We start from the raw sequence: 22,673 nt of genomic DNA, 5'->3' as shown, positions 1-22,673 counted from the left end.
ATTTGAAAAATGGAGGCTGTTTTTAATGTGGGAAAGTAAATTTGCAAAAGAATCATTAACGTTTGATGATGTGTTATTAATTCCAGCACAATCTGATATTTTACCGAAAGACGTTGATTTAAGCGTACAATTATCAGACAAAGTTAAATTAAATATTCCAGTTATTTCTGCTGGTATGGATACTGTAACTGAATCTAAAATGGCGATTGCTATGGCTCGTCAAGGTGGTTTAGGTGTTATTCATAAAAATATGGGCGTTGAAGAACAAGCGGACGAAGTTCAAAAAGTAAAACGCTCAGAAAATGGTGTCATTTCAAATCCATTTTTCTTAACACCAGAAGAAAGTGTTTATGAAGCGGAAGCATTAATGGGTAAATACCGTATTTCAGGTGTACCAATTGTTGATAATAAAGAAGATCGCAACTTAGTAGGTATTTTAACAAACCGTGACTTACGTTTTATTGAAGACTTCTCAATTAAAATTGTAGATGTAATGACGCAAGAAAATTTAATTACAGCTCCAGTGAATACAACACTTGAAGAAGCAGAAAAAATTCTCCAAAAACATAAGATTGAAAAGTTACCATTAGTTAAAGACGGACGTCTAGAAGGTCTTATTACTATTAAAGATATTGAAAAAGTTATCGAATTCCCTAATGCAGCTAAAGATGAACACGGTCGTCTACTTGTAGCAGCAGCAATTGGTATTTCAAAAGACACTGATATTCGTGCTCAAAAATTAGTCGAAGCAGGTGTGGATGTCTTAGTTATCGATACAGCACATGGTCACTCTAAAGGCGTTATCGATCAAGTGAAACATATTAAGAAGACTTACCCAGAAATCACATTAGTAGCAGGTAACGTAGCAACTGCAGAAGCAACAAAAGATTTATTTGAAGCGGGAGCAGATATTGTTAAAGTTGGTATTGGCCCAGGTTCAATTTGTACGACACGTGTTGTAGCAGGTGTTGGTGTACCACAAATTACAGCAATTTATGATTGTGCAACTGAAGCACGCAAACATGGTAAAGCTATCATTGCTGATGGTGGTATTAAATTCTCAGGAGATATCATTAAAGCATTAGCTGCTGGTGGACATGCGGTTATGTTAGGTAGCTTATTAGCAGGTACTGAAGAAAGTCCAGGCGCAACAGAAATTTTCCAAGGTAGACAATATAAAGTATACCGTGGTATGGGCTCTTTAGGTGCGATGGAAAAAGGTTCAAACGACCGTTACTTCCAAGAGGACAAAGCGCCTAAGAAATTTGTTCCTGAAGGTATCGAAGGACGTACGGCATATAAAGGTGCGTTACAAGATACAATTTACCAATTAATGGGCGGTGTGCGTGCTGGTATGGGTTATACTGGTTCACACGATTTAAGAGAATTACGCGAAGAAGCACAATTCACACGTATGGGCCCTGCTGGTTTAGCAGAAAGTCACCCACATAATATTCAAATTACGAAAGAATCACCGAACTACTCATTCTAATTAAGATAAAGGAGAACGACAAATATGGAAATGGCAAAAGAACAAGAGTTAATCCTTGTCTTAGACTTTGGTAGCCAATACAACCAATTAATTACACGCCGAATTCGTGAAATGGGCGTTTATAGTGAATTACACGATCATGAAATTTCAATTGAAGAAATTAAGAAAATGAATCCAAAAGGTATTATCTTATCAGGTGGTCCAAATTCAGTTTATGAAGAAGGTTCATTTACAATTGATCCGGAAATATATAATTTAGGAATTCCAGTACTTGGTATTTGTTACGGCATGCAATTAACTACTAAATTATTAGGTGGTAAAGTTGAACGTGCCAATGAACGTGAATACGGTAAAGCAATCATTAATGCGAAGTCAGATGAGTTATTCGCTGGCTTACCAGCAGAACAAACTGTTTGGATGAGTCATTCTGATAAAGTTATTGAAATTCCAGAAGGCTTTGAAGTTATCGCTGATAGCCCAAGTACAGACTATGCAGCAATCGAAGATAAGAAACGTCGCATTTATGGTGTTCAATTCCATCCAGAAGTACGTCATACAGAATATGGTAATGATTTATTAAATAATTTTGTCCGTCGTGTTTGTGATTGTAAAGGTCAATGGACAATGGAAAACTTTATCGAAATCGAAATTGAAAAGATTCGTCAACGCGTAGGAGACCGTCGTGTATTATGTGCGATGAGTGGCGGCGTAGATTCATCTGTTGTAGCTGTACTATTGCATAAAGCAATAGGTGATCAACTAACATGTATCTTTGTAGACCATGGCTTACTTCGTAAAGGTGAAGGCGACATGGTTATGGAACAATTCGGTGAAGGTTTCAACATGAATATTATTCGTGTTAATGCGAAAGATCGCTTTATGAATAAATTAAAAGGTGTTTCTGATCCTGAACAAAAACGTAAAATCATTGGTAATGAATTTGTATATGTATTTGATGATGAAGCATCAAAACTGAAAGGTGTAGACTTCCTTGCGCAAGGAACACTTTATACAGACGTTATCGAATCAGGTACCAAGACAGCACAAACAATCAAATCACATCACAATGTTGGTGGATTACCAGAAGACATGGAATTCGAATTAATCGAACCAATCAATACATTGTTTAAAGATGAAGTACGTAAATTAGGTATTGAATTAGGTATTCCAGAACATTTAGTGTGGAGACAACCATTCCCAGGACCTGGTCTTGGTATTCGTGTACTTGGAGAAATTACTGAAGATAAACTAGAAATCGTTAGAGAATCAGACGCGATTTTACGCCAAGTGATTAGAGAAGAAGGTCTTGAAAGAGAAATTTGGCAATACTTCACAGTGTTACCAAACATTCAATCAGTAGGTGTTATGGGAGACTACCGTACGTATGATCACACAGTAGGTATTCGTGCAGTAACATCTATCGACGGTATGACAAGTGACTTCGCACGCATCGATTGGGAAGTCTTACAAAAGATTTCTAGTCGTATCGTAAACGAAGTAGATCACGTCAACCGCGTAGTCTATGACATTACATCAAAACCACCAAGCACAATCGAGTGGGAATAATTATATATAATAAAACCACCTGTTTGCACGGGTGGTTTTTAATTTGAGTAGTTGGAAAATTACAATAAGGACGGAAAAGGGGTAAGGTGTTCTAAGTTTGCGTTTTAATTCATCAATAAGGCAATTTTCCGTGTTTATTTTTATATAAAATTTCATATTGTTTAGGATCTTCTTGTTTTAAATCATAAATTATAGTTTCGTCTACTATTTTTTCTAATTCAAGTGTATTAAAGCTCCAGTCATTTGTTGTTATTATAAATATTTTTTGGACTGGGTTGTTATTTATATGATTAATTAGCCTAGGAGTATCTGTTTCTATTATTAGAGCAGATTCTACAGGATAGTAAATAGCAAAGTCTCCGTGATAAATTGTGTTTCTTTCATAGAGGTTAACCTCTAAGGTTAAATTACTCAATTTGAAGATTGTGTTTTGAGTTATATTTTTAGGAATAATTCGATTATCTACTATTTGTTTTAGGTTGCCTATTGAACGAGTGTGTATCGTCCCTTTTGTGTAATCGGAATTATTTAAAGCTCTTAAAACAGTTGTTAATTTATACTCGTTAACATAACCCTTTACTAAAGCCATCCGTTTATCGCTACCTATAAAATCTTTCAGTTTTTTGTTGAATTCATTATTGTTGTGCATAATATTTTATCCTTTCCATTAGTTGATTGTTTTCATTTGTTCAAATCTCTATCCATTTACTCGGTTACAGGGCTGTGTATTTGCAGAGTAATATTATGATTGAAATAACCAACGCGTTCCGTATTCGTTTTGAGTGACGCAGCTAGCTGCGATAATAGTGACATGTGGCTTATAACACATTGTGTAATTTATTGTGTGTTTTGTGATGTCTAATATTGATTGCAGATTGTTGTATATTTCACTTAAAGGGCATTTATATAAAAAAAGAGGCCAGATGACGTATCATCTGACCTTCAGCTAAAACGCTGAGAATATGTCATTCTTCAAGAGAATGAAGCCGGAATGGTTACCGGGAATTTGTAAATCAATTATATCAGATGTAATATTACAATTCAATTAGAAAAGAACTTTATCTTTAATTGCTTTTCGATTTCATTCATGTCATCTTCTGAAATTATTATCGTTCCAGTAGGATCAGAATCATTTATTTTGCTTATACGTCTTTTGCTTATTGTTGTAATTGCTGATATATTAACGTATGTATCTTTCCCTTTGTGCTTGGAATAAACACCTATCACTCTATACAGTTCATTAGCTTTTTGATTTAAGTTAGACAAAAGCTTTTTATCTTCTGTGCTAAGTTTAATGTCAATTTCTCTATATTTTTGGGCTAATGCTTGTACTTTACTACTGATATCGATAATCTGTTTTTTTAAATCTGTTGCTGTTAGATTTAGCACCGATTCGTTTAACTTCAAATAATTTTTATTACCTTTGGAAGAAAGTGGAACTATTGTAACTGTTTCTTTTCCTTTATTGTCTTTGTTATCTAATATTACACAAAAATGATTACCAGAAAACTCACTTCCAATATTACTCCCTAGTTTTACATATACCACTGTTCCTCTACTATATGATTTATAATATCTTTTTTTATTGCTTGTAACATCGCTATGTATAGCAATTGAATAAAACTCTAGCCAATGAGGCATGTATATAACTTTCATGTTTTTACTATCGGATTTTGAATAAGCTTGTTTTAGTTTTTTGTTTGACGTATTTAATTTACTATTTGCTTGATTGATATTTTTAGACATTAAATAGTGTTCTCCTAATCAATTTATTCTTCTTTATATCAGCATTATTAGCACTGAAATTAACATGAATGGTACGAAAATAGATGTTACTATAAAACCAACAATTTTTATTAGGTGGAACTCATCAATTTTGTATTTAGCAAATTTCGCAATGACCTCCTATTTATTCGCTTTTTATAGTTCATGTATGTGTAAAAAAGTCTATATTGAACATCTAATTATAAGCGAATTCCTAATGCTAAAAGCAATCTAACTTACTTAAATATTATTATGAGTTTTTATTGAAATTAAATAAATTTAAACTATTTCTTTTAGTCTCTCCATATCGTTGGAAATTGGTTCTTTATATAATCAGATAAATTAGGATCTTCAAGTAATGTATCTTTAAAAAGTTCAGTTTCTAAATCAACTCTAATATTTGAAGTTAGAAAATTTTCTATTTCATATATAGATTCACAATCAATTTTGTTGCTGTTATATATATAAACACTATATTTAATTAAATCATTTAGTACATTTAAAAGAATTTGGTGAACTTATACAAAAGTTTCAAGAAATAGAAAAAATATCTTCTGATATAAGTTTGGCGACCGAATTAAATGACGCACAAAAATGGATGAAATTAAATTAAAATGCGATATACATGTTTCAGTGGTATTGCTGTGTATGGTGATATTAAAGTCTGTGAAAATAATCATGGCGAATTAATCAAAAAGCACTGCAATTATAAAAATATCATATATATATGTGATTGTATTTTATTACGATGAAGTAAATGATTTAAAGCAGATACATGTTCCATTTTTAAATGTTGAACTTCTTTGCGTAATTTTATTAACTCTTTTTCATCACTTTTTAAATTATCTTGATGATTGAAGGATCCAGTATTTTGGTGTTGTTTTATCGAATTTGAGAAAATTGAGGGTTTTAAATCATACTCGCGTATAATTTCATTCTTAAGCTTACCATTTTTATATAATCTAACCATTTGTAACTTAAACTCTGAACTAAATGTTCTTCTTTCTTTTGTCATAATAAAATTGACTACTTTCTTAATTTAACAATATCTATTCTCATAGAATTTGTTCAATTAAGTGTAGACGACTCACTGACACATCATAAGTACGTATGGAATTTTGATCGTTCATTTTTATTGCTTTATGTTTTAGGAAATGTGCTATTGAAGGGTTTAAAGATGTTTGGAATTTCTTGGTTTCTTGACTTATATAGTTATGAAAGAGGGCGTGGTCCTTTATTAAATTTCTGAGATCAGAAATGCTATAAATAAAGTGATTAAGATTTTTTGTTTTCATGTAATTTAAGAAATGGATTTGTTTTTTGTGGGGTATTTTTAATTCTATTATGAAATGGTTTGAATTTTGCAGTTGCAAATATGATAGCTGCTTCTTTTGACAAAGTAATAGAACCTTTTTCTTCTGGTACCATGATATTCACTCATTGTACAATTCAATTTAAGTATTATAAAATAATTTTACTATACAATTACCTTTGTGTAAATCGTTTCCTATTGTTACCAAATTATTTGTTTAAAAGCGTTATGCAATGCCAATCAACACTAATGGGGTGTAAGTATTTCCCTGTTAATATTTTATTAGCGTTATTTACATATACCTTCTGTAATGTGAATTTTTAAAATTACAGTTTACATGGAACGTTGTGGCGTATATTCTGTATATAGAAGTGTAAAAACACAATTGGGTTGGTAGTCCTAATGCAGTTTTAAAACTGTCAGTAACCTTCCTCCTCGGGTCGTCCGTCATTTCTAATTAAACTAGAGAAGGGATAGCATGGAGCTATCTATTTTTTACAATGGGCAATTTTTTGTAGCATTGGTAGAATATAAAATGGGAAATAAATCAAAATTTATCCAATACACATTTGGGAATGAACCTGATGATATAGAGGTATTGGATTTTATTCATCATCAATTAATGAAAATGATTGATGATGTGCAAACTATTGTTTATACGAAAAATATTTCTAGAAAAGTAAACCCGAAAAGGCTACAAAGACAAATTGCTAAGGAGCAAAAGAAACCTAAATACTCTACCCAAGCACAAATAGCTATTAAGAAAGAATTAGAATTAAAGAAAAAGCAAAAGCGGAAGAACTATAAAGAAAAACGTGATGCATTTCGAAAAAGAAAAAGAGAAATTAAAAAGGTTAAAGCAAAAGAGAAGCATAAGGGGCATTAGCAATACGACAAATAAATTAAAGCAAAATGATTTATAGGTGGTTGGGATGATTTTAATTAGTTCGTGTTTGATAGGCGAAAATGTAAGATACGATGGTGGCAATCAATTGGATGTTAGATTGAAAAAATTAATAGACAGCGGAAAAGCTATTCACGCATGTCCAGAATTACTTGGTGGATTATTAATTCCTAGAGAACCTGCAGAAATTATTGGTGGCGATGGTTTTGATGTGTGGAATGATGCTGCAAAGGTTGTTACTATTTCGAACAAAGACGTAACTGATGATTATAAACATGGAGCAATAGTTACATTAAAAATTTTGAAAAAATATCAATGTGATACAGTTATTTTAAAAGCAAATAGTCCATCTTGTGGATCTCAAGAAATATATGATGGGAATTTTACAGGAAATAAGAAAAAGGGTATAGGTGTGGCAACTGCTTTACTCATTAATGAAGGTATAAACGTATATGATGAAAATACGTTTTTTGACCAAAACATGATTGAAACGATAGTACATGAAAAGTAAGTATTGAGGATATACGTAATAAACCAAGTGTTTAAGTTGTGCGATGTTTTATGAAATGTTTTTTAAATATCCTGAATAATATTGAAATAATAAACTTATAGTGATAATATTTATTTAACTGATCCATGAGAGTAGGAACCCCACCATACGGGAATTTCGAAATCATGGGTTTTTTGTTTTAAAGGATTGATGCAATAGATAAAGTAGCCATTCTAATATATGGAGTATTTATCAACTGAAAATTAAATCAGATATGGGTTTTCTTCATTAAATAATTTTTCTATAAGGAAACAGAGGCAACGCTACTGTCACCTCTGCTTGAAATAATTAGGATGAAATACTCTGAGTCTAAAGTCCACACCCAAATCACTCAAATTCTTAAATCCTCCAAACCTCCGACTACATCTCCAAATCCCCAAACCCCAATACTTACCAAAGCATTGATATAAGTGCCAATACTGGCAATGTGCCTTGTTTGAAAAAGATACTAATATTGCTTGAAAGGCCACCATAAATAGCAACGCCAATGATATACACTAAAATAGCTGCGCATATTTCTTTTGGATTACTGCTGATAAACAAACCGTATATTAGCAAAATTCCGATTAAACCGTTATATACGCCTTGGTTCTTCAAAAGTACGTTAATATTTTTGTCTTTCAACTTATCGACGCTTATATTAAATGTCTCGCTAGTCTTTTTGGAAGTTGTAGCAATCGTTTCAAGGTACATAATATAGAAAAACTCTATTGCTACAAATATGATTAAAATTGTCGAGATGATATTCACTGTAACGCTCCTTTAGTATTAAATATTTTCTTGTAAAAATGATTGCAGTGTCTGTGGTTGATCATTGACTAATTGTTGGAAATCATTGGATTCTTGGTCTAATAGTCCTCTTGCTCCTGCGTCGTACATTGATGCCAATAATGCACCAAAGCCTTTAGGTTCATCGTACATTTCTGCAAATGTCTCTAATGAAACGGGCTCATATTTAATTTCTGTGCCTGATGCCTCAGATAAAATTGCAGCAAGTTCTTTCATATCATAACTGTAGCCTGATAATAAATAGCGTTTGCCCCAAGTATCTGGATTTTTAATAATAGCAATGACACCTCTAGCAATATCATTTCTAGTAATATAATTAATACGACCATCACCAGCTGGATAAATCAGTTTATGCATATTCATCAATTCTGGTAAATATGGTTTAAGTGGATCCATGTACATTGCCATTCTTACATAGGTATAGTCAATGCCACTTGTTGCCAATAGACGTGTTGCATAACCAAAATAAGGACTCATATGGAATGGATTATTATGCTGATCTGCGTAATAACCTATGAAAATGATATGAGCAACGCCACTTTGCTTTGCCGCATATACTAAATTTTCCACTTCAGGAATACGTTTGAATGATGGATGAATAATACTTGGAATAAACACAACGGTATCCATTCCTTTAAATGCTTCTACCATGCTTTCTTGATTAAAATAATCTAATTGTCGAACAGAAACTTTTCCACGCCAATCTTCTGGAACTTTCTCAACATTTCTAACACCAATGTGAAAATGATCTATGTGATTTGCAATGGCTTGATTTGTAATATGTGTGCCTAAATGACCTGTAGCACCTGTTAACATAATATTCATTCACTTCATCTCCTAATCTTTATATACATAACATAATACTTATTCGATGGTTTTCAAAACATTTGATTTTATAAAAAATTGTAATCTGTATTTATTGTCGTCGTGTATAGTAAATACGTATATGTTATTAATGTTGAAAATACCATAATGACGCGTTTTAGTTGATGCGTGTCACCATGATCTTTGAAAATTTTGACATGGTACTGCGACGATATGGTGTCATTTTTGTGTCTGAAACTTTTACATTTTTTAAAATAAAATGGTATAAAGTGTGAATTGTATAAAAATGAGTCTCGTAGGATAAGAATTGATTAATAACAGTTAGCATTTTATTAATTACCTTAACAATGATTCAAGTTTAGTTAAATGAGGTTTAATTTGAAAGGGGATAGCGCCTCAATATAATGTAGGTAGATTGTTCATATTACGTAATTGAAAAATCAAATTTAAATAGATTGGGGCTAAAAATTATGAAATTTAAAGCGATAGCAAAAGCAAGTTTAGCATTGGGAATGTTAGCAACAGGTGTAATAACGTCGAATATACAATCAGTACAAGCGAAAACAGAAGTTAAACAACAAAGTGAATCAGAGTTGAAACACTATTATAATAAACCATTTTTCGAGCGTAAAAATGTGACTGGATATAAATATACTGAAAATGGTAAAGATTATATGGAAGTCGCAACAGATCATCAGTATTATCAAATATCGTTACTAGGTCCGGATAAAGATAAATTTAAAGAAGGAAATAATCCAGGTCTAGATATATTTGTCGTTAGGGAAGGTGACAGTAGGCAAGCTGCGAATTACTCAATTGGTGGCGTAACAAAAACAAACAGTCAACCTTTTATTGACTATATACACACACCAATCCTTGAAATCAAGAAAGGTAAAGAAGAACCACAAAGTAGTCTATACCAAATTTATAAAGAAGACATCTCATTAAAAGAACTTGATTATAGATTACGAGAACGTGCAATTAAGCAACATGGCTTGTATTCAAATGGTCTTAAACAAGGTCGAATTACAATTACAATGAAAGATGGCAAATCACATACTATCGATTTAAGTCAAAAACTTGAAAAAGAACGTATGGGTGATTCTATCGACGGCAGACAAATACAAAAAATTCTAGTAGAAATTAAATAATACATTCTAACAACAAAGCGCTATGTTGAATAGTGCTTGTTATAGAAACTATGGAAGTTAAGCGACGTACTGTTGCTTAGCTTCTTTTTTGAGGGGAAAAGTTACAAAACTCACACAAACAGTCGCACCACGCATTATCTTTTGCTTAAATAGCTTAATCATATTTTATGAATAGTTAAAAACAGGTTAATGTGAATATCCGAATACAGCTCCTATAATATGGGTGTATGATTCAAATTACGTAATAAAACAATCTAATTATAATAGATTGGAGAATACAACTATGAAAATGAAAAATATTGCAAAAATAAGTTTGTTATTAGGAATATTAGCAACAGGTGTAAACACTACAACGGAAAAACCAGTTCATGCCGAAAAGAAACCTATTGTAATAAGTGAAAATAGCAAAAAATTAAAAGCTTATTATACTCAACCTAGTATTGAATATAAAAATGTGACAGGTTATATCAGTTTCATTCAACCAAGTATTAAATTTATGAATATCATAGATGGTAATTCTGTTAATAATCTTGCTTTAATTGGCAAAGATAAGCAACATTATCATACGGGTGTACATCGTAATCTTAATATATTTTACGTTAATGAGGATAAGAGATTTGAAGGTGCGAAGTACTCTATTGGGGGTATCACAAGTGCAAACGATAAAGCTGTCGACCTAATAGCAGAAGCAAGAGTTATTAAAGCAGATCATATTGGTGAATATGATTATGACTTTTTCCCATTTAAAATAGATAAAGAAGCAATGTCATTGAAAGAGATTGATTTTAAATTAAGAAAATACCTTATTGATAATTATGGTCTTTACGGTGAAATGAGTACAGGAAAAATTACCGTCAAAAAGAAATACTATGGAAAGTATACATTTGAATTGGATAAAAAGTTACAAGAAGACCGTATGTCCGATGTTATCAATGTCACAGATATTGATAGAATTGAAATCAAAGTTAGAAAAGCATAACACAAACTTGACGACGAAATAATTTGAAATTGAAATAGAGAGGTTAAGTGATGATCAAACGTTGCTTAACTTCTTTTTAATGCTTAAAAATCATTTCAAAGGCACATAGAAACGCTATATTAATCTCATAATCACTCATTATTTTTTGCTTAAATTACTTAATAATACTTCAATAATTGTTAAAAGGGGTTTAATGTGATTATCTTAGAACGCCATCTATAATGATGTTGTATGATTCAAATTACGTAAAAAGACAATCGAATATAATATAGATTGGAGCATACAATTATGAAAATGAGAACAATTGCTAAAACCAGTTTAGCACTAGGGCTTTTAACAACAGGCGCAATTACAGTAACGACGCAATCGGTCAAAGCAGAAAAAGTACAATCAACTAAAGTTGACAAAATATCAACGCTTAAAGCAGAGCGATTAGCAATGATAAACATAACAGCAGGTGCAAATACAGTAACAACACAAGCAGCTAAAACAGGACAAGAACGCACGCCTAAACTCGAAAAGGCACCAAATACTAATGAGGAAAAAACTTCAACTTCCAAAATAGAAAAAGTATCACAACCTAAACAAGAAGCGCAGAAATTGCTTAATATATCAGCAACGCCAGCGCCTAAACAAGAACAATCACAAACGACAACCGAATCCACAACGCCGAAAACTAGAGTGACAACACCTCCATCAACAAACACGCCACAACCAATGCAATCTACTAAATCAGACACACCACAATCTCCAAACATAAAACAAGCACAAACAGATATGACTCCTAAATATGAAGATTTAAGAGCGTATTATACAAAACCGAGTTTTGAATTTGAAAAGCAGTTTGGATTTATGCTCAAACCATGGACGACGGTTAGGTTTATGAATGTTATTCCAAATAGGTTCATCTATAAAATAGCTTTAGTTGGAAAAGATGAGAAAAAATATAAAGATGGACCTTACGATAATATCGATGTATTTATCGTTTTAGAAGACAATAAATATCAATTGAAAAAATATTCTGTCGGTGGCATCACGAAGACTAATAGTAAAAAAGTTGATCACAAAGCAGAATTAAGCATTACTAAAAAAGATAATCAAGGTATGATTTCACGCGATGTTTCAGAATACATGATTACTAAGGAAGAGATTTCCTTGAAAGAGCTTGATTTTAAATTGAGAAAACAACTTATTGAAAAACATAATCTTTACGGTAACATGGGTTCAGGAACAATCGTTATTAAAATGAAAAACGGTGGGAAGTATACGTTTGAATTACACAAAAAACTGCAAGAGCATCGTATGGCAGATGTCATAGAAGGTACAAACATTGATAAAATTGAAGTGAATATAAAATAATCATGACGTTCTCTAAATAGAAGCTGACATCGGAAAAACAAGAAGTTAAGTGACAACGGTTTACATGTTGCTTAGCTTCTTTTATTATGCGCAATGATGTAAAAAGACGAATATTCATTTGTTTGCAAAAGTGGCATTTCTATGTCTTAAAAGTGACGGAACCTCAAATGTGCCAAGTGTTGAATCACATCAAAATCATTTTTATTTAACGAACATTATGGATTTCTTAATTTACTTAACGATGATTCAAATATAGTTAAACAAGATTTAATGTGAATGGAGCAATACGCCATCTATAATAAAGCTGTATGATTCAATGAATGTAATCGAACAAATCTAATAATTATGAATGGAGCATACAACTATGAAAATAACAACGATTGCTAAAACAAGTTTAGCACTAGGCCTTTTAACAACAGGTGTAATCACAACGACAACGCAAGCAGCAAATGCAACAACACCATCTTCAACTAAAGTGGAAGCACCGCAACAAACAGCAAATGCGACAACACCGCCTTCAACTAAAGTGGAAACAACGCAAGCAGCAAACGCGACAACACCATCTTCAACTAAAGTGGAAACACCACAACAAACACCAAATCCACCAACTTCGCCTTCAACTAAAGTGGAAACACCGCAACAAGCAGCAAACGCGACAACACCATCTTCAACTAAAGTGGAAGTACCACAATCAACACCGCTCTCAACTAAAGTAGAAGCACCGCAATCAAAACCAAACGCGACAACACCACCTTCGTCTAATGTAGACACATCACCACCACAATCGCCAACCACAAAACAAGTACCAACAGAAATAAATCCTAAATTTAAAGATTTAAGAGCGTATTATACGAAACCAAGTATAGAATTTAAAAATGAGATTGGTATTATTTTAAAAAAATGGACGACAATAAGATTTATGAATGTTGTTCCAGATTATTTCATATATAAAATTGCTTTAGTTGGTAAAGACGATAAAAAATATGGTGAAGGAGTACATAGGAATGTCGATGTATTTGTCGTTTTAGAAGAAAATAATTACAATCTGGAAAAATATTCTGTCGGTGGTATCACAAAGAGTAATAGTAAAAAAGTTGATCACAAAGCAGGAGTAAGAATTACTAAGGAAGATAATAAAGGTATAATCTCTCATGATGTTTCAGAATTCAAGATTACTAAAGAGCAGATTTCCTTGAAAGAACTTGATTTTAAATTGAGAAAACAACTTATTGAAAAAAATAATCTGTACGGTAACGTTGGTTCAGGTAAAATTGTTATTAAAATGAAAAACGGTGGAAAGTACACGTTTGAATTGCACAAAAAATTACAAGAAAATCGCATGGCAGATGTCATAGATGGCACTAATATTGATAACATTGAAGTGAATATAAAATAATCATGACATTCTCTAAATAGAAGCTGTCATCGGAAAAACAAGAAGTTAAGTGACAACGGCCTACATGTTGCTTAGCTTCTTTTGTTATGTTCGATGATTTGAGAACCCGAATTTTCGATGGGTCCAAATATGACGTGGAAGAGTCCTGAATTTATCTGTAAATCCCTATCTATCGGGTGTGAAGCACAACGGGATCAGTTTTATTTAACGAACATTATAGATTCCTTAATTTACTTAATAATGATTCAATGATTATTAAAGATGGTTTAATGTGAAAGGTCAAATACGCCAACTATAATAAAGCTGTATGATTCAATAGACGTAAGCGAACAAATCTAATAATTACGAATGGAGCATACAACTATGAAAATGACAGCAATTGCGAAAGCAAGTTTAGCACTAGGTATTTTAGCAACAGGAACAATAACATCAACGCATCAAACTGTAAATGCGAGTGAACATGAAGCAAAATATGAAAATGTGACAAAAGATATTTTTGACTTAAGAGATTACTATAGTGGCGCAAGTAAGGAACTTAAAAATGTTACTGGTTATCGTTATAGCAAAGGTGGCAAGCATTACCTTATCTTTGATAAAAATAGAAAATTCACAAGAGTACAGATATTTGGTAAAGATATTGAAAGATTTAAAGCACGCAAAAATCCGGGATTAGACATATTTGTTGTTAAAGAAGCGGAAAACCGTAATGGCACAGTGTTTTCATATGGTGGTGTCACTAAGAAAAATCAAGACGCTTATTATGATTATATAAACGCACCAAGATTTCAAATCAAGAGAGATGAAGGTGACGGTATTGCTACGTACGGTAGAGTACACTACATTTATAAAGAAGAGATTTCACTTAAAGAACTCGACTTTAAATTGAGACAGTATTTAATTCAAAATTTTGATCTGTATAAAAAGTTTCCTAAAGATAGTAAGATAAAAGTGATAATGAAAGATGGCGGCTATTATACGTTTGAACTTAATAAAAAATTACAAACAAATCGCATGAGTGACGTCATTGACGGTAGAAATATTGAAAAAATAGAAGCCAACATTAGATAATGCAATGAAATATGGATAATAGTAAAATATGGATAGTATAGAGGAGTTAGGCAACATAAGTTGCTTAGCTTCTTTTTTGTGTTGGAGAGATGAAAAATAGAAGAGGGTTCATGATCAAAATTTTGGAAATAGTTGATACCTATAGTCGCGCGTTGTCCTTTTCGTGACATGAAACAATGTGGAAAACATAATTAAATTGAGGGAAAGTGTGAATAGTTAAAAAATTAGCATTGTGTTATAAAAAATAATTAATACTGTTAGGATTTCATTAACTAACTTAACGTTGGTTCAAAAATAGTTAAAAAGAGGTTAATTCATAGCGCAGTATCTCGCTTATATAATGATAGTAGATTGTTCGTATTACGTAATTGAATTAATCATATAAAAATATATTAAGACAAAATTTATAAATAGATTGGGAGAATAGTACTATGAAATTAAAAACGTTAGCTAAAGCAACATTGGCATTAGGCTTATTAACTACTGGTGTGATTACATCAGAAGGCCAAGCAGTTCAAGCAAAAGAAAAGCAAGAGAGAGTACAACATTTATATGATATTAAAGACTTACATCGATACTACTCATCAGAAAGTTTTGAATTCAGTAATATTAGTGGTAAGGTTGAAAACTATAACGGTTCTAACGTTGTACGCTTTAACCAAGAAAAACAAAATCACCAATTATTCTTATTAGGAAAAGATAAAGAAGAATATAAAGAAGGTATTGAAGGCAAAGATGTCTTTGTGGTAAAAGAATTAATTGATCCAAACGGTAGATTATCTACTGTTGGTGGTGTAACGAAGAAAAATAACCAATCTTCTGAAACTAATATACATTTATTAGTTAATAAATTGGACGGAGGAAATTTAGACGCTACAAATGACTCATTTTTAATTAATAAAGAAGAAGTTTCACTGAAAGAACTTGATTTCAAAATTAGAAAGCAATTAGTTGAAAAATACGGTTTATATCAAGGTACGTCTAAATACGGTAAAATCACTATCATCTTGAACGGCGGGAAAAAGGAAGTAATTGATTTAGGTGATAAATTGCAATTCGAGCGCATGGGTGATGTGTTGAATAGTAAGGATATTAATAAAATTGAAGTGACTTTGAAACAAATTTAAAGTAAGTAATCAATGACTCGAAAGTAATAAATTTGAAGCAGCTTAACGATGAAATGTTGAATAAATACGTACATCCTCCAAAAAGGGGCGTATCTAAATCAACAGTGTCGTTAGGCTGTTTTTATGTTTTATAACGCAGGGTATAAGCATACTAAAAATTCAAATTACTCCTGAAAGTGATGTCCACTGAATATTAATTAGAACTTCATTAACCATGATTTAAGTTTAATTAAACGAGTGTTAATGTCAGTCTGTCTCAAAGCCCTTTATAATAAATGTGTATTATTCAAATTACGTAATAAAAGCAATCCAATATATTAAGATTGGAGCACATGAATATGAAATTTACAGCGATAGCTAAAGCGATATTTGTATTAGGAATATTAACAACAAGTGCAATGATAACAGAAAATCAATCGGTTAATGCAAAAGGAAAGTATGAAAAAATGAACCGTTTATATGATACAAACAAGTTACATCAATACTATTCAGGACCTAGTTATGAGTTAACAAATGTTAGTGGCCAAAGTCAAGGTTATTATGACTCTAACGTTTTGCTTTTTAACCAACAAAATCAAAAGTTCCAAGTATTTTTATTGGGAAAAGATGAAAATAAATACAAAGAAAAAACACATGGTTTAGATGTCTTTGCGGTACCAGAATTAGTAGATTTAGATGGAAGAATATTTAGTGTTAGTGGTGTAACGAAGAAAAACGTAAAATCAATATTTGAGTCTCTAAGAACGCCGAACTTACTAGTTAAAAAAATAGACGATAAAGACGGTTTTTCTATTGATGAATTTTTCTTTATTCAAAAGGAAGAAGTGTCATTGAAGGAACTTGATTTTAAAATAAGAAAACTGTTGATTAAAAAATACAAACTGTATGAAGGGGCAGCTGATAAAGGTAGAATTGTTATTAATATGAAAGATGAAAATAAGTATGAAATTGATTTAAGTGATAAATTAGATTTCGAGCGTATGGCAGATGTCATTAGTAGTGAACAAATTAAGAACATCGAAGTGAATTTGAAATAATCAATGATATATATAGAATGAAAGCTTAAGAAGCGGTTTAATAATTCCATGTTTAATGATTTTGATACGTGTTTTTATAATAAAAACATATCGAACATTGACTACATTATTAAGCTGCTTTTTTGTACACTTTATAATGAATAACTTAAGATTTAAAACTAATCTGAAAGAACAATGATTCACCAAAAAATATTTATGTTGCTATTAAAAATCAGTTAATACGAATGTTAACATACGTTTGATTTTCATTAATAATGATTCAAGTTTATTTAAATGAGCGTTAATGTCAGTCTGTTTTGATGCACCTTATAATAAAGACAGATAGTTCAAATTACGTAATAATAACAATCCAATACATTAAGATTGGAGCAAAAAAATATGAAATTAACAACGATAGCTAAAGCAACATTAGCATTAGGAATATTAACTACAGGTGTGTTTACAGCAGAAAGTCAAACTGGTCACGCGAAAGTAGAACTTGATGAGACACAACGCAAATATTATATAAATATGCTACATCAATACTATTCTGAAGAAAGTTTTGAACCAACAAATATTAGTGTTAAAAGCGAAGATTACTATGGCTCTAACGTTTTAAACTTTAAACAACGAAATAAAGCTTTTAAAGTATTTTTACTTGGTGACGATAAAGATAAATATAAAGAAAAAACACATGGCCTTGATGTCTTTGCAGTACCTGAATTAATAGATATAAAAGGTGGCATATATAGCGTTGGCGGTATAACAAAGAAAAATGTGAGATCAGTGTTTGGATTTGTAAGTAATCCAAGTCTACAAGTTAAAAAAGTTGATGCTAAAAATGGCTTTTCGATAAACGAGTTGTTTTTTATTCAAAAGGAAGAAGTATCATTGAAGGAACTGGACTTTAAAATAAGAAAACTCTTAATCGAAAAATATAGATTGTATAAAGGAACGTCTGATAAAGGTAGAATTGTTATCAATATGAAAGACGAAAAGAAGCATGAAATTGATTTAAGTGAAAAATTAAGTTTTGAACGTATGTTTGATGTAATGGACAGTAAGAAAATTAAAAACATTGAAGTGAATTTAAATTAGTTCGAGTTAATAGCATAATAGCTTAAGAAGCGACTTAACGACAAAATGTGAATTGACATCTGTGTCCTTATATAAGGAACTGTGTTAAATACATTACTGTTGTTAAGTTGTTTTTGTAATTCAAAGAGCAGAACAGAGTAACATCATCAGTTGTAGTAAACGATAATCCAGTAAAACAACTAAATGAAATAATGAAAGTCATTTAACCTGAACATTAAAATATATTTGTTTTTCATTAAGAATAATTCAAGTATATTTAAATCGAGGTTAATTATCGTATGAAACGATGCACGTTATAATAAAAATGTATGATTCAAATTACGTAATGAAAACAATCCAATATATTAAGATTGGAGCAAAACAATATGAAATTAACAGCGATAGCTAAAGCTGCATTAGCTTTAGGAATTTTAACAACAGGAACTTTAACAACAGAAGTTCATTCAGGTCATGCAAAACAAAATCAAAAGTCAGTAAATAAACATGACAAGGAAGCATTATACCGATACTACACTGGAAAGACTATGGAAATGAAAAATATTAGTGCTTTGAAACATGGTAAAAACAACTTACGTTTTAAGTTTAGAGGTATTAAGATTCAAGTTTTACTGCCTGGAAATGATAAAAGTAAATTTCAACAGCGTAGTTATGAGGGGTTAGATGTTTTCTTTGTTCAAGAAAAAAGAGATAAGCACGATATATTTTATACTGTTGGTGGTGTAATACAGAATAATAAAACATCTGGAGTTGTCAGTGCACCAATATTAAATGTTACAAAGGAAAAAGGTGAAGATGCTTTTGTGAAAGGGTACCCTTATTATATTAAAAAAGAAAAAATAACATTAAAAGAGTTAGATTTTAAATTGAGAAAGCATCTAATCGAAAAATATGGACTTTATAAAACAATCTCAAAAGATGGTAGGGTTAAAATTAGCTTGAAAGATGGCAGTTTTTATAACCTTGATTTAAGATCTAAATTAAAATTTAAATATATGGGGGAAGTCATAGAAAGCAAACAAATTAAAGATATTGAAGTTAACTTAAAGTAAATAATTACGAATAATTAAAAGTAATTGAAGCGGCTTAACGGTGAAATGTAAATTGGTGCGCATAGCTTATACAAAAAGGAGGCATCAATCGATATCGTCGTTAAGCCGTTTTGGTTTGCGTTTCATAAATCCTATTCCAATCTCTATGAATATAAAAATTTCCACCACCAACATCAAAATTCTCCACATCGCAACATAACCAAATGTTATAATAAATCTATTACACAAAGAGATAAATTACTTATTCAAAGGCGGAGGAATCACATGTCTATTACTGAAAAACAACGTCAGCAACAAGCTGAATTACATAAAAAATTATGGTCGATTGCGAATGATTTAAGAGGGAACATGGATGCGAGTGAATTCCGCAATTACATTTTAGGCTTGATTTTCTATCGCTTCTTATCTGAAAAAGCGGAACAAGAATATGCAGATGCCTTGTCAGGTGAAGACATCACGTATCAAGAAGCATGGGCAGATGAAGAATACCGTGAAGACTTAAAAGCAGAATTAATTGATCAAGTCGGTTACTTCATTGAGCCACAAGATTTATTTAGCGCGATGATTCGTGAAATTGAAACGCAAGATTTCGATATCGAACATCTGGCGACGGCAATTCGTAAAGTTGAAACATCAACACTAGGTGAAGAAAGTGAAAATGACTTTATCGGACTGTTCAGCGATATGGATTTGAGTTCAACGCGACTAGGTAACAATGTCAAAGAACGTACTGCACTAATTTCCAAAGTCATGGTTAACCTTGACGACTTACCATTCGTTCACAGCGACATGGAAATTGATATGTTAGGTGATGCATATGAATTCCTAATCGGGCGCTTTGCGGCGACAGCGGGTAAAAAAGCAGGCGAGTTCTATACACCACAACAAGTATCTAAGATACTGGCGAAGATTGTCACAGACGGTAAAGATAAATTACGTCATGTGTACGACCCAACATGTGGTTCCGGTTCATTGTTGTTACGTGTTGGTAAAGAAACGCAAGTGTATCGTTATTTCGGTCAAGAACGTAACAATACCACTTACAACTTAGCGCGCATGAACATGTTATTACATGATGTGCGCTATGAGAATTTTGATATCCGTAATGATGATACGTTGGAAAATCCAGCCTTTTTAGGCCATGCATTTGATGCGGTTATTGCGAACCCACCATACAGTGCGAAATGGACTGCAGATTCAAAATTTGAAAATGATGAACGCTTCAGCGGTTACGGCAAACTTGCGCCAAAATCCAAAGCAGATTTTGCCTTTATTCAACACATGGTACATTACCTAGACGATGAAGGGACCATGGCAGTCGTACTACCACATGGTGTATTATTCCGAGGGGCCGCAGAAGGTGTCATTCGTCGTTATTTAATCGAAGAAAAGAACTACTTAGAAGCCGTGATTGGCTTACCTGCCAATATTTTCTATGGGACAAGTATTCCAACATGTATCCTTGTATTTAAAAAATGTCGCCAACAAGACGATAACGTATTATTTATCGATGCATCCAATGATTTTGAAAAAGGAAAAAATCAAAACCATTTAAGCGATGCCCAAGTCGAACGTATTATTGACACATATAAGCGTAAAGAAACGATTGATAAATACAGTTACAGTGCGACATTACAAGAGATTGCCGATAACGATTACAACCTAAACATACCGAGGTATGTCGATACATTCGAAGAAGAAGCACCGATTGATTTAGATCAAGTCCAACAAGATTTGAAAAATATCGATAAAGAAATCGCAGAAATTGAACAAGAAATTAATGCATACCTGAAAGAACTTGGGGTGTTGAAAGATGAGTAATACACAAAAGAAAAATGTGCCAGAGTTGAGATTCCCAGGATTTGAAGGCGAATGGGAAGAGAAGCAGTTAGGGGATCTTACTACCAAAATAGGTAGTGGAAAGACTCCCAAAGGTGGAAGTGAAAACTATACAAACAAAGGCATACCATTTTTAAGGAGTCAAAATATTAGAAATGGTAAATTAAATCTTAATGACTTAGTTTATATTAGTAAAGATATAGATGATGAGATGAAAAATAGTAGAACGTACTATGGTGATGTTCTTTTAAATATTACAGGAGCATCAATAGGTAGAACAGCCATTAATTCGATAGTTGAAACGCATGCTAATTTAAATCAACATGTATGTATTATTAGATTGAAAAAAGAGTATTATTATATTTTTTTTGGACAGTATCTATTATCAAGAAAAGGAAAAAGGAAAATTTTCCTTGCACAAAGTGGAGGTAGTCGAGAAGGTCTAAACTTCAAAGAAATTGCTAATTTAAAAATCTTCACCCCAACTATATTTGAAGAACAGCAAAAAATAGGCAAGTTCTTCAGCAAACTTGACCGACAAATTGAATTAGAAGAACAAAAACTTGAATTACTTCAACAACAGAAAAAAGGCTATTTGCAGAAAATCTTCTCACAGGAATTGCGATTTAAGGATGAGAATGGAAATGATTATCCAGAGTGGAGATTTGCTAGATTTAAGGACTTTATGTATAAACCAATAAACATACGACCTGCAATAAATATTAGTAAGTCAGAATTGCTAACTGTAAAATTACATTGTAAAGGGATAGAGAAAGCTAATATAAATCGAGTATTAAAACTAGGAGCTACGAATTATTATAAGAGATTTGAAGGTCAATTTATTTATGGGAAACAAAACTTTTTCAATGGAGCATTTGACATAGTGCCAAAAAAATTTGATGGACTTTATTCATCAAGTGATGTGCCAGCGTTTGAAATAAATACCGAAAAGATTGAACCTAACTATTTTATCAGCTATATCTCTAGACCAAGCTTTTATAAAAGTAAGGAAAAATATTCTACTGGTACAGGTAGTAAAAGAATACATGAAAATACGGTGTTAAATTTCTCTTTACATTTACCTTGTTTAAACGAACAATTAAAAATTGCTTCTTTCGTTTGTTTTCTCAATAGAAAAATTGAATTACTAGAAAGAAAAATCTATCTAATAAAGAAACAAAAGCAAGCTTTGCTTCAACAAATGTTTATTTAAACAATTGTATCGTTCTACGAATCTATTAATGTATTTATGAAAAATTTTTCTAAAAATAACGAATGAATCGATCATACCAAAAACGAACATTAAATTTAGGCACTGTGAAAGCGCAGTGTCTTTTTTGTGTCGAAATTGTGTACAGAATAAGTAGTTAAATAAAGATTAAGTTGAGA

The 22,673-nt window shown here is 31.8% G+C and carries 21 protein-coding genes and 4 pseudogenes; 18 read left to right on the top strand and 7 right to left on the bottom strand.

Annotated features, from left to right (window positions below; genetic code table 11):
* Positions 1 to 25: 25 nt before the first annotated feature.
* Complete coding sequence (gene guaB / locus JQN76_RS01535; protein WP_000264071.1) at positions 26 to 1,492, top strand: IMP dehydrogenase; 1,467 nt, start codon at positions 26 to 28, stop codon at positions 1,490 to 1,492.
* Between the two features lie 24 nt (positions 1,493 to 1,516).
* The gene (guaA, locus tag JQN76_RS01530; protein ID WP_000424963.1) at positions 1,517 to 3,058 is read left to right on the top strand and encodes a glutamine-hydrolyzing GMP synthase; all 1,542 of its coding nucleotides are present in this window, start codon (positions 1,517 to 1,519) and stop codon (positions 3,056 to 3,058) included.
* Positions 3,059 to 3,170: 112 nt separating this feature from the next.
* Here the strand turns inward: guaA and JQN76_RS01525 are convergent, their stop codons facing one another.
* Both JQN76_RS01525 and JQN76_RS01520 read right to left on the bottom strand, forming a co-directional pair.
* Positions 3,171 to 3,707, bottom strand: a complete 537-nt coding sequence (locus tag JQN76_RS01525) for a hypothetical protein (RefSeq protein ID WP_000551776.1) — start codon at positions 3,705 to 3,707, stop codon at positions 3,171 to 3,173.
* Between the two features lie 392 nt (positions 3,708 to 4,099).
* Positions 4,100 to 4,804, bottom strand: a complete 705-nt coding sequence (locus JQN76_RS01520) for a type II toxin-antitoxin system PemK/MazF family toxin (protein WP_000041883.1) — start codon at positions 4,802 to 4,804, stop codon at positions 4,100 to 4,102.
* Between the two features lie 511 nt (positions 4,805 to 5,315).
* On the opposite strand from JQN76_RS01520, the pseudogene JQN76_RS14115 reads away from it, so the two are divergent.
* Together JQN76_RS14115 and JQN76_RS14110 are read left to right on the top strand one after the other, a co-directional pair.
* Positions 5,316 to 5,435 (top strand): annotated as a pseudogene (locus JQN76_RS14115) (type II toxin-antitoxin system toxin TscT); the annotation flags it as partial.
* A 22-nt stretch (positions 5,436 to 5,457) separates the two neighbouring features.
* Positions 5,458 to 5,599 (top strand): annotated as a pseudogene (locus JQN76_RS14110) (primase alpha helix C-terminal domain-containing protein); the annotation flags it as partial.
* A gap of 79 nt (positions 5,600 to 5,678) precedes the next feature.
* On the opposite strand, the pseudogene JQN76_RS14105 reads toward JQN76_RS14110, so the two are convergent.
* A pseudogene (locus JQN76_RS14105) lies at positions 5,679 to 5,792 on the bottom strand (IS3-like element IS655 family transposase); the annotation flags it as partial.
* 305 nt (positions 5,793 to 6,097) lie between these two features.
* Complete coding sequence (locus JQN76_RS01510; RefSeq protein ID WP_000248843.1) at positions 6,098 to 6,250, bottom strand: hypothetical protein; 153 nt, start codon at positions 6,248 to 6,250, stop codon at positions 6,098 to 6,100.
* A 362-nt stretch (positions 6,251 to 6,612) separates the two neighbouring features.
* Here JQN76_RS01510 and JQN76_RS01505 point away from each other — a divergent pair, with 362 nt between their 5' ends.
* Both JQN76_RS01505 and JQN76_RS01500 read left to right on the top strand, forming a co-directional pair.
* Positions 6,613 to 7,020 carry a DUF2992 family protein gene (locus tag JQN76_RS01505; protein ID WP_000423534.1) on the top strand — a complete coding sequence of 136 codons (408 nt, stop codon included), beginning with the start codon at positions 6,613 to 6,615 and terminating at the stop codon, positions 7,018 to 7,020.
* 46 nt (positions 7,021 to 7,066) lie between these two features.
* The gene (locus tag JQN76_RS01500) at positions 7,067 to 7,549 is read left to right on the top strand and encodes a 2-thiouracil desulfurase family protein (RefSeq protein WP_205397781.1); all 483 of its coding nucleotides are present in this window, start codon (positions 7,067 to 7,069) and stop codon (positions 7,547 to 7,549) included.
* Between the two features lie 429 nt (positions 7,550 to 7,978).
* On the opposite strand, the gene JQN76_RS01495 is transcribed toward JQN76_RS01500, so the two are convergent.
* Both JQN76_RS01495 and JQN76_RS01490 read right to left on the bottom strand, forming a co-directional pair.
* On the bottom strand, positions 7,979 to 8,338 hold the full coding sequence (locus tag JQN76_RS01495; protein WP_001021614.1) for a DUF1304 domain-containing protein: 360 nt from the start codon (positions 8,336 to 8,338) through the stop codon (positions 7,979 to 7,981).
* Between the two features lie 18 nt (positions 8,339 to 8,356).
* Positions 8,357 to 9,202, bottom strand: coding sequence for an SDR family oxidoreductase (locus tag JQN76_RS01490; RefSeq protein ID WP_001024391.1), 846 nt, complete (start codon positions 9,200 to 9,202; stop codon positions 8,357 to 8,359).
* A 470-nt stretch (positions 9,203 to 9,672) separates the two neighbouring features.
* Here JQN76_RS01490 and JQN76_RS01485 point away from each other — a divergent pair, with 470 nt between their 5' ends.
* The 10 genes from JQN76_RS01485 (at position 9,673) to JQN76_RS01440 (ending at position 19,445) form a co-directional block, all read left to right on the top strand.
* Positions 9,673 to 10,353, top strand: a complete 681-nt coding sequence (locus tag JQN76_RS01485) for a superantigen-like protein SSL1 (protein ID WP_000668996.1) — start codon at positions 9,673 to 9,675, stop codon at positions 10,351 to 10,353.
* A gap of 283 nt (positions 10,354 to 10,636) precedes the next feature.
* Entirely contained in the window at positions 10,637 to 11,332 is a 696-nt protein-coding gene (locus JQN76_RS01480) for a superantigen-like protein SSL2 (protein WP_000782622.1), read from the top strand.
* A gap of 288 nt (positions 11,333 to 11,620) precedes the next feature.
* Complete coding sequence (locus JQN76_RS01475; protein WP_000784034.1) at positions 11,621 to 12,691, top strand: superantigen-like protein SSL3; 1,071 nt, start codon at positions 11,621 to 11,623, stop codon at positions 12,689 to 12,691.
* Positions 12,692 to 12,809: 118 nt separating this feature from the next.
* Positions 12,810 to 12,947, top strand: coding sequence for a hypothetical protein (locus JQN76_RS01470; protein WP_031797543.1), 138 nt, complete (start codon positions 12,810 to 12,812; stop codon positions 12,945 to 12,947).
* Positions 12,948 to 13,055: 108 nt separating this feature from the next.
* Positions 13,056 to 14,087, top strand: coding sequence for a superantigen-like protein SSL4 (locus JQN76_RS01465; RefSeq protein WP_001836653.1), 1,032 nt, complete (start codon positions 13,056 to 13,058; stop codon positions 14,085 to 14,087).
* A 363-nt stretch (positions 14,088 to 14,450) separates the two neighbouring features.
* Complete coding sequence (locus JQN76_RS01460) at positions 14,451 to 15,155, top strand: superantigen-like protein SSL5 (RefSeq protein ID WP_000784251.1); 705 nt, start codon at positions 14,451 to 14,453, stop codon at positions 15,153 to 15,155.
* A 431-nt stretch (positions 15,156 to 15,586) separates the two neighbouring features.
* Positions 15,587 to 16,282 carry a superantigen-like protein SSL7 gene (locus JQN76_RS01455; protein ID WP_000769833.1) on the top strand — a complete coding sequence of 232 codons (696 nt, stop codon included), beginning with the start codon at positions 15,587 to 15,589 and terminating at the stop codon, positions 16,280 to 16,282.
* 338 nt (positions 16,283 to 16,620) lie between these two features.
* Positions 16,621 to 17,319, top strand: a complete 699-nt coding sequence (locus JQN76_RS01450; RefSeq protein ID WP_000673029.1) for a superantigen-like protein SSL8 — start codon at positions 16,621 to 16,623, stop codon at positions 17,317 to 17,319.
* Positions 17,320 to 17,697: 378 nt separating this feature from the next.
* Positions 17,698 to 18,396, top strand: a complete 699-nt coding sequence (locus JQN76_RS01445; protein ID WP_000779444.1) for a superantigen-like protein SSL9 — start codon at positions 17,698 to 17,700, stop codon at positions 18,394 to 18,396.
* Positions 18,397 to 18,761: 365 nt separating this feature from the next.
* Positions 18,762 to 19,445, top strand: coding sequence for a superantigen-like protein SSL10 (locus tag JQN76_RS01440; RefSeq protein ID WP_000778478.1), 684 nt, complete (start codon positions 18,762 to 18,764; stop codon positions 19,443 to 19,445).
* 84 nt (positions 19,446 to 19,529) lie between these two features.
* On the opposite strand, the pseudogene JQN76_RS01435 reads toward JQN76_RS01440, so the two are convergent.
* Positions 19,530 to 19,632 (bottom strand): annotated as a pseudogene (locus tag JQN76_RS01435) (hypothetical protein).
* A 77-nt stretch (positions 19,633 to 19,709) separates the two neighbouring features.
* On the opposite strand from JQN76_RS01435, the gene JQN76_RS01430 reads away from it, so the two are divergent.
* Positions 19,710 to 21,266 carry a type I restriction-modification system subunit M gene (locus tag JQN76_RS01430; protein WP_000028648.1) on the top strand — a complete coding sequence of 519 codons (1,557 nt, stop codon included), beginning with the start codon at positions 19,710 to 19,712 and terminating at the stop codon, positions 21,264 to 21,266.
* On the top strand, positions 21,259 to 22,497 hold the full coding sequence (locus JQN76_RS01425; RefSeq protein WP_000072586.1) for a restriction endonuclease subunit S: 1,239 nt from the start codon (positions 21,259 to 21,261) through the stop codon (positions 22,495 to 22,497). The genes JQN76_RS01430 and JQN76_RS01425 overlap by 8 nt, the downstream gene beginning before the upstream one ends.
* Positions 22,498 to 22,673 lie beyond the last annotated feature (176 nt).

The sequence above is a fragment of the Staphylococcus sp. SM3655 genome (assembly GCF_016917315.1).
In the GTDB taxonomy this organism is placed as follows: Bacteria; Bacillota; Bacilli; order Staphylococcales; family Staphylococcaceae; genus Staphylococcus; species Staphylococcus aureus.
Note: the sequence above shows the minus strand (reverse complement) of the source record. Positions and strands in the feature narration are given on the sequence as shown.

Bases quoted from the DNA above. Each gene is read 5' to 3' on its own strand.
- JQN76_RS01460 (WP_000784251.1), top strand. From the start codon at position 14,451: ATGAAAATGACAGCAATTGCGAAAGCAAGTTTAGCACTAGGTATTTTA.
- JQN76_RS01440 (WP_000778478.1), top strand. From the start codon at position 18,762: ATGAAATTAACAGCGATAGCTAAAGCTGCATTAGCTTTAGGAATTTTA.
- guaB (WP_000264071.1), top strand. From the start codon at position 26: ATGTGGGAAAGTAAATTTGCAAAAGAATCATTAACGTTTGATGATGTG.
- guaA (WP_000424963.1), top strand. From the start codon at position 1,517: ATGGAAATGGCAAAAGAACAAGAGTTAATCCTTGTCTTAGACTTTGGT.
- JQN76_RS01480 (WP_000782622.1), top strand. From the start codon at position 10,637: ATGAAAATGAAAAATATTGCAAAAATAAGTTTGTTATTAGGAATATTA.
- JQN76_RS01490 (WP_001024391.1), bottom strand. From the start codon at position 9,202: ATGAATATTATGTTAACAGGTGCTACAGGTCATTTAGGCACACATATT.
- JQN76_RS01430 (WP_000028648.1), top strand. From the start codon at position 19,710: ATGTCTATTACTGAAAAACAACGTCAGCAACAAGCTGAATTACATAAA.
- JQN76_RS01505 (WP_000423534.1), top strand. From the start codon at position 6,613: ATGGAGCTATCTATTTTTTACAATGGGCAATTTTTTGTAGCATTGGTA.
- JQN76_RS01450 (WP_000673029.1), top strand. From the start codon at position 16,621: ATGAAATTTACAGCGATAGCTAAAGCGATATTTGTATTAGGAATATTA.
- JQN76_RS01465 (WP_001836653.1), top strand. From the start codon at position 13,056: ATGAAAATAACAACGATTGCTAAAACAAGTTTAGCACTAGGCCTTTTA.
- JQN76_RS01475 (WP_000784034.1), top strand. From the start codon at position 11,621: ATGAAAATGAGAACAATTGCTAAAACCAGTTTAGCACTAGGGCTTTTA.
- JQN76_RS01485 (WP_000668996.1), top strand. From the start codon at position 9,673: ATGAAATTTAAAGCGATAGCAAAAGCAAGTTTAGCATTGGGAATGTTA.
- JQN76_RS01455 (WP_000769833.1), top strand. From the start codon at position 15,587: ATGAAATTAAAAACGTTAGCTAAAGCAACATTGGCATTAGGCTTATTA.
- JQN76_RS01525 (WP_000551776.1), bottom strand. From the start codon at position 3,707: ATGCACAACAATAATGAATTCAACAAAAAACTGAAAGATTTTATAGGT.
- JQN76_RS01500 (WP_205397781.1), top strand. From the start codon at position 7,067: ATGATTTTAATTAGTTCGTGTTTGATAGGCGAAAATGTAAGATACGAT.
- JQN76_RS01425 (WP_000072586.1), top strand. From the start codon at position 21,259: ATGAGTAATACACAAAAGAAAAATGTGCCAGAGTTGAGATTCCCAGGA.
- JQN76_RS01520 (WP_000041883.1), bottom strand. From the start codon at position 4,804: ATGTCTAAAAATATCAATCAAGCAAATAGTAAATTAAATACGTCAAAC.
- JQN76_RS01510 (WP_000248843.1), bottom strand. From the start codon at position 6,250: ATGGTACCAGAAGAAAAAGGTTCTATTACTTTGTCAAAAGAAGCAGCT.
- JQN76_RS01445 (WP_000779444.1), top strand. From the start codon at position 17,698: ATGAAATTAACAACGATAGCTAAAGCAACATTAGCATTAGGAATATTA.